This is a genomic window from Mesorhizobium sp. M2A.F.Ca.ET.039.01.1.1, from assembly GCF_003998035.1.
Taxonomy (GTDB): domain Bacteria; phylum Pseudomonadota; class Alphaproteobacteria; order Rhizobiales; family Rhizobiaceae; genus Mesorhizobium.
The window spans coordinates 1-1239 of sequence record NZ_RZRY01001185.1; the positions used below are offsets into that span (position 1 = coordinate 1).

The following is a 1239-nucleotide window of genomic DNA, read 5'->3' on the forward strand; positions in this document are numbered from 1 at the left end:
CGGGGCCCTCCGAGTGTCGCTCACGCGGCTCTCCTGAATTTCGCAGAGGGCAGATTTAGAAGCGAACTTCTTCGTCGCCAGCGGCGCCCCGCCCTCGTTCGTGGGGCGTATATAGTCGCCACCCGATCGAACTGTCAACAGCCAAGATCGCTCTTTTTTCGATTTCTCGTCGAGATATCCACGAAGGGGAAAATGGTAAGCTGGCTTCGTTGAATTTTGGCCGGAGATGCGTTGCCGGCCCCTCGGGCGATACCGCCGCAAGCCGTCTCGCCAGGTGACGGGCTCGGCCCGAGATCGCCGGCAGCGTTTAGCCGATTGCCGATCGCCACATTCCCTACGATGGTGTGTTTCAGCGCCGCTCTTCGAGCAATTCAGGCGTGATGTTCCGGCCGGCGTAGAAGATGCCCAGGATCAGCACACGCTCGCCGTCTACAGCGCAAACGATGCTGAGCGCGCGGCGATAGCCGATGATCCGCAGCCCCGGCATGATCTCCACCCGGTCGGTGCCCCTCTGTGGAAATGTCGACAAGCCCAGGCAATGATCGCGGATGCCCGCGACAAAATTCCAGGCAACCGCCGGCGACGCACGCTCGGCTATGTCGTCATAGAGCTGTTCCAGTTCGGCTTCCGCTTTCGCATGGAAGACAATCCGGTATTCCATCCCCTATCTGGCTTTCGCCTGCCGTGCTCGATGACGGACCTCCAGCCGGGAAAACACCGTTTCGGCGGGGATTGCCTTTGCCGGATCCTGCCGGAGCTCGGCCACGCGCGACGGGATTTCCTCGCGCAGCCACTTCTCCCGCTCCGCCTCAAAATCCTCGAGCATGCGCAGGCCGGCGCGGACAACCTCGCTGGCATTGTTGTAGCGGCCCGATTCGAGCTGCTTCCTGATGAAGCGCTCATAGTGCTCGTTCAAAGCGAAGTTGGGCATGGGACCTCTGGAAAATACGGAGCCGGGCGGCAGATATAGCAATAGATAGCAATAATTGACAGTCTTGATTGATTCGGGCGCGCTTCAGCCTTGGCGATACGATAGGGGACCGAGCTCCCCCAATCGGGCAGCAACCGAAATGTCGATCAAGGCCGCCGGCGCGGATCGAGGATCGCCGCGCGCTTTAGCCGGCTCGCCGCCTCAGCGCGCCGCCCACACCAGTCCGCGGCGCAGGATGGTGCGCATCTGCGGCACCTGGAATTCCGACGCTGCGTGACCGAGCGACGAATAGAACACCCGCCCCTTGC

Annotated in this window: 3 protein-coding genes; all 3 read right to left on the bottom strand. The window is 61.7% G+C overall.

Annotated features, from left to right (window positions below; genetic code table 11):
* Positions 1-349: 349 nt before the first annotated feature.
* On the bottom strand, positions 350-661 hold the full coding sequence (locus EOA24_RS38450; protein WP_126081101.1) for a type II toxin-antitoxin system RelE/ParE family toxin: 312 nt from the start codon (positions 659-661) through the stop codon (positions 350-352).
* Between the two features lie 3 nt (positions 662-664).
* Positions 665-931: a type II toxin-antitoxin system ParD family antitoxin gene (locus tag EOA24_RS38455; RefSeq protein ID WP_126081100.1), complete on the bottom strand. Its 267-nt coding sequence runs from the start codon at positions 929-931 to the stop codon at positions 665-667.
* Between the two features lie 201 nt (positions 932-1132).
* The coding region (locus EOA24_RS44190) for a ThuA domain-containing protein (RefSeq protein ID WP_348633110.1) at positions 1133-1239 on the bottom strand (107 nt) is incomplete at its 5' end.